The 5,000-nt window shown below is 26.7% G+C and carries 5 protein-coding genes; 3 read left to right on the plus strand and 2 right to left on the minus strand.

All coding sequences use genetic code 11. The annotated features are described in order from the left end of the window. Window positions 1–105 precede the first annotated feature (105 nt). The 3 genes from ACKI2P_RS03240 to ACKI2P_RS03250 all read left to right on the plus strand — a co-directional run bounded on the left by ACKI2P_RS03240 (window position 106) and on the right by ACKI2P_RS03250 (window position 3,454). Window positions 106–1,878 carry a hypothetical protein gene (locus ACKI2P_RS03240; protein WP_407374963.1) on the plus strand — a complete coding sequence of 591 codons (1,773 nt, stop codon included), beginning with the start codon at window positions 106–108 and terminating at the stop codon, window positions 1,876–1,878. 65 nt (window positions 1,879–1,943) lie between these two features. Beyond that, window positions 1,944–2,804, plus strand: coding sequence for a hypothetical protein (locus tag ACKI2P_RS03245; protein WP_407374965.1), 861 nt, complete (start codon window positions 1,944–1,946; stop codon window positions 2,802–2,804). A gap of 50 nt (window positions 2,805–2,854) precedes the next feature. Then, window positions 2,855–3,454: a hypothetical protein gene (locus ACKI2P_RS03250; RefSeq protein WP_407374966.1), complete on the plus strand. Its 600-nt coding sequence runs from the start codon at window positions 2,855–2,857 to the stop codon at window positions 3,452–3,454. 101 nt (window positions 3,455–3,555) lie between these two features. Here ACKI2P_RS03250 and ACKI2P_RS03255 read toward each other — a convergent pair whose 3' ends face one another. Then, window positions 3,556–4,425, minus strand: a complete 870-nt coding sequence (locus ACKI2P_RS03255; RefSeq protein WP_407374968.1) for a DUF6794 domain-containing protein — start codon at window positions 4,423–4,425, stop codon at window positions 3,556–3,558. A 21-nt stretch (window positions 4,426–4,446) separates the two neighbouring features. Further along, complete coding sequence (locus tag ACKI2P_RS03260) at window positions 4,447–4,935, minus strand: hypothetical protein (protein ID WP_407374969.1); 489 nt, start codon at window positions 4,933–4,935, stop codon at window positions 4,447–4,449. Window positions 4,936–5,000: the final 65 nt, after the last annotated feature.

Raw genomic sequence — 5,000 nt, forward strand, 5'->3', positions numbered from 1 at the left:
ATATTTTTGAGGCATTATTATTTAACAGTATTTAAAAGAGGGATATTAAATCAATACTTAATAAATTGCATTCAAGACTAATTAAGAACTATATAAGGGTTATAAATGGAAATCAATGACATATCTTTAGAAGAAAATCCGGAGTATTTTGCAGATTTTGATGATACTGCAATTCGATATATCTCACAGAATATTGAAACGATCACCGATGAAGAATTTAAAGATATTGTTGAAAGAGAATTGGGAGGTGTTTTTATTCAAAAAATTGCTATACATTCCTGGTTTAATTTAGCGGAATACGATTATCCATATGAAACTTATGAATTTATAATTGATTTTGAAGCTAAAAATGCATATTTTGAAGAGAAAAAAATTTATGAACATTCAATTAGGAGCATGTTAAATGCTGAAAATAGGAATGCATTTAAAAAGATTCATGATTATTACACAGAAGAAGTATTCTCACTGGCCGATATTAATATAAATGAAATAAACCTGCATTTTAACAATCTGAAAAAATGGTGTGAGAAAAATAGCATAAATTATGATTTAAGAAAAATGGTTTTTTATACTATTAGGGTTGATTACAAGAATAAAGAATATGAATATATCAGCATTTATAATGAGTTTCCAAAAGAATTAATTGATTTCAATAATGTTTTAAAAAGATTAGTTGGCATAGATGTTTTTAATTTAGATAGTTTAAAATCATTAGTTACAGGATATCATTATGACATTTCAGAAGAAGGGATTTTTGATAAAGCCACAGGCAAAGAACTAATTTTAAAGAGAATAGACTATTCTAAAGAATGTGGGGCATTGTTTAAAATTGTTAAAAATAATTTTCACACGGATTTAAATAAAAAAGAATTGGTTATTTTTCATGATGGAAATAGATTAAATGACAAGGATATTGAAAAAATTATCTCTTTGATAGAAAAATATGGTGTTTATAAGTGGAATTCAATTGAATATGCAAATAATGTTATAAATAACAGTAATGTAGTATTTGATGGTTGTAATTGGAGATTAAGTCTCGCTTTTGAAAGTGGTCAAGTTTTAAACTTTGGTGGACATGAAAACTATCAAGACACATATATTGAACTTGGTCAAGAACTAAAAACATTATTTAAAAGAGATTTATTAGATGTCGAGGATGCTTTACATAGGCAACATATGGGAAATTACCAGTATGGTGACAATAAAATTAAAAAAGTAGATAAATCAAAAAGTATTAAAGATTATATTTTATCTGAATTAATCCTTAAATTCCATCCATTAATTGATTTTCATATAGTTAAATTTCCTAATTCGTTAAATAAAAAATATGAATTTATTTTTGAATATGATTCAATTTTTGTAGATGAATTGCAACACATAAAAGAAATTATTGTTTCCAAATTACAGGAATGTTATGATAATTTAGACCTAAAATACGATTTCTTTGTTATTTTATATCCTGTTGATTATTTAAGTGTGGGTGATTCTCATACAGGGCCTTTTTGTAGTGATAAAACAAGAAATATTGTTGTTTTAAAAAAGTTAAATGAAAAGGAAAGAAGAAATTTCACGCTTAAACTTTGGAAACAGAACAAATGGAAGTATCTTGAGTTTAAATATGAATGTTATACGATAGATGAATTAACAGATTTCTATATTACGGACAAACCTAATTTAGATTCGAAATATATTTTGTCAAATGCATATAAAGTCAATCTTAAAGATGATAAAATTAAGATTTATCTTAAAAAAGGTGTTAAAAAGTATAATATTGTTGAGAGGAATGTTGCAACACATGTTTTAATTCAAAATTTTGATAGACGACTGAATTTGATTTCTCAAAAGGTTTATATTTTAAAAATAAATAAAAGGAGTTAGTTTTGAATATTTCTTATAAAGCTATTGATAAATAACTTCAAAATTATAAATATTTAGTATAAGATATGCAGGGAGATGTTAAATTGCTATTAAGATCATTAATTCGTGACGAAAAGTTTTTACAGAATATGCCTCCTGGTTTTACAGCTGAATTAATCTCAATCAAAGAACCTATCCCCCTGAGAATTAAATCAATGGTTGATGATTATTATCATTTTGATTTTAGAATTTTTGTCATTGAGAATAATGAATATTTAAAAGCTAATATCAGAAATGAAAGAATGACTAGTCGAAGATTACCTGCTGGCGAATCTAGAGAATACCACAATGAAGTTGCATTAGATTTCGTCAGAAGATATCCTCAATTCAAACCTATAATCAGTCATGTTAAAATCATGGATGAAAATTTTAATGAAATTGAAAATATGTCCATTGACCAATATTTAGCTGAAGGTTTTTATGATGAATCCGATTGGGAGTTAGTTCATCAATTAGCAATTGGGAAAATTACATTAGAAGAATATTTAAAAAACTCTAAAAAAGAATTTAATGCTAAAAATACCAATTTGAATCAAATTTCAATTAAAAAACTAAAAGATTCCAATTTTAAATCATCAATTAATGAAATACTTGAAAATCATAAAGAAGATGTTTTAGTCACAATAAAAGTTGATAGATTCAATAATGAAAATTTATTTAAAAGAGGTTCTATTTTTAACATTGTAAAAGAGCCAGATAACCCATATGATTCGGAAGCAATTGCAGTCAAATATGATGATGAAACAATAGCATATATTGCAAATAGCATTAACACGGTTGTAAAAGGCACAATGAGTGCGGGCAGAATTTATGATAAATTTAATAATGATGATGAAATCGAAATTATTTTTGTTGGAAACCAGATTATAGCAAAATTAATTAGTTGAACTTTTCATCTAAAACATTCAATAATATTATAATATAAATAGGGATAATGATGATTTCAGTTGAAAATTTATTGAAACAATTTAATATAAAATTAGATTTGCCAAATCGTATTCTCAAATTTGAATTTGAAGGAAATTATACAAAATGTTCTAAGGAAACTCATTCATTTATTGAAAATCATGAATATTATGAATTTATAGATATTGATGATAATTATAAACTTCAAGTATCTATTCCTGATAGTGATTATGGATCATTAAACTTCTATCGATGCAATGCTCCTGAAGGAAACCAATATCAATATCCCTGGAATGAAAATTACGATTACAATGGAACAACAGTTGTTGAGTTATTAGATAAATTTAATATAAAATTAGATTTACCTAGACACATTCTCAGATTAAATTTCGCTGGAAATTATACTAAATATAATATACTTGATGATGACCCATTTTATCCTGATGAAGTTTTCCATCAATTTATTGATGAGGATAATGGATATGTTATCTCCATTTCTCTTCCAGAAGGAGAAGTTAGGTCATTAGAATTTTGGGATGGATATTACCCAGATATTGAGTATGATAGTGAATGGGAAGAATCTTATTCTTATGATGATGAAACAATTCCTAACAATTATATCAATAACTAATTATTTATTTTAAGAATCTTCTTTAGATAATCGGTTCTAAATGGAAAAATATTGTTTTTTATTTCTAACTTTCTATAGGACTTTCACAACATGTATTTCTCTTAGTCAATTTTCCCCATCAATTTTTGTTTTTTAATTTTATCATAGTTCTTATGAAGTTCATCCCACAATTCTTTTTCTATAATTGGTGATGCTGCATCAGCCATCCATAATGGCCCCTTCTTACAAATTGAATCATCATTATGCTTGGAGGTGTAACATTCATAGACTAATCTTGAATTGACCTTTTGGTTTAGACCAAAATTATTTCGAATCCACATTCCAAAAAAGAAATGATTAATGCCTTTATATATTCCCATACTGTTTTGATAAACTTCATCAAGTTCCTCCAAACTTAAAGCGCTAATCAAACATCTTATTGCATCTTTCATTGATTGCGGATGTGTTTTTTCAATTTTATCCAGGAGATTCATCTTTTCAAATTTCAAAAGACAGTACTGGCGAACATCTTTCCCAACAAATTCTTTACTGGGCGTGTTACAAAGAAAATGGCACATATTTGTATAATGTCCAAGCAAATTATATTTCACCAGGTCTTTTAGAAAAATGTCGTTTAAAAAATCTTCACCAGTATAAGGCGCTAAAAGTTGTTCTGTTTTCTTCTGATCGTTTTTTATATCCCAATACAACTTATTTGGTTTATACTGATTTAATACATCCAAGTTTATTTCACGGTTGTGAATTTTTTCAAATCTGTCTGAAAACCGCCTTCTAAACTCATCAATAGTTATCATCATCATTTCGTAATCTTCATAAGTTCCATATCTGTTTAATGGTGAAACAAATTCGACTGTTTCATTTCTTATTAATATTCCATCTTCTTTTGTCATCTGATATTTTTCCAATAAAGTCAAATAGTCATCTGAAAGTTCATTTCCCCCAAATAATTCATATATAAGTTTTTCATCCATGGTATCACCCTGATTGAAATTCTAGATTAAATGTTCCAAATCACTGTCCTTTAAAAAAAGATTTAACTCATTGCCGTATAATCCATAAAAATGTCCTAGAACAATTTTCATGGTTAACTCCCATGATCCTCCTCCAAAATAGCTTGCATCACCTACTGAAAAATATTTTTCTATGTATTCATCTTCACCGTTGAAATAATCAATACCAACAATTAAACAACTAAATTCATAGTATTTATGTATAAATGCCAGCACTTTGTTTGTTTCGATGTTTATTTCTTCGCTATACGGCAATATTTCATCAATGGTGCACATTTTACTTGGATTTTTACGATAAAACTCCAATCGTTTTTTTCTGAAGAGTTCAGAGAAATCATTTAGATTTTCCAAAAAATCCTTTGGTATAGGTTCACTGTCAAATTCTGCTAATTTTTCAACTAATCCATCGTAATTGTTTTCAATACGTTGTTTATTATAAATAATAAATTTATGAGTGTATTTTGCTTTCATGTATTTTATTTTCAAATATTTTTACTTATAAAGGTTTTTTAACAATAATAAATTAATCTAAAATG

The organism is Methanobrevibacter sp., assembly GCF_045541095.1.
In the GTDB taxonomy this organism is placed as follows: domain Archaea; phylum Methanobacteriota; class Methanobacteria; order Methanobacteriales; family Methanobacteriaceae; genus Methanocatella.

Bases quoted from the DNA above. Each gene is read 5' to 3' on its own strand.
- ACKI2P_RS03240 (WP_407374963.1), top strand. From the start codon at position 106: ATGGAAATCAATGACATATCTTTAGAAGAAAATCCGGAGTATTTTGCA.
- ACKI2P_RS03245 (WP_407374965.1), top strand. From the start codon at position 1,944: ATGCAGGGAGATGTTAAATTGCTATTAAGATCATTAATTCGTGACGAA.
- ACKI2P_RS03250 (WP_407374966.1), top strand. From the start codon at position 2,855: ATGATTTCAGTTGAAAATTTATTGAAACAATTTAATATAAAATTAGAT.
- ACKI2P_RS03255 (WP_407374968.1), bottom strand. From the start codon at position 4,425: ATGGATGAAAAACTTATATATGAATTATTTGGGGGAAATGAACTTTCA.
- ACKI2P_RS03260 (WP_407374969.1), bottom strand. From the start codon at position 4,935: ATGAAAGCAAAATACACTCATAAATTTATTATTTATAATAAACAACGT.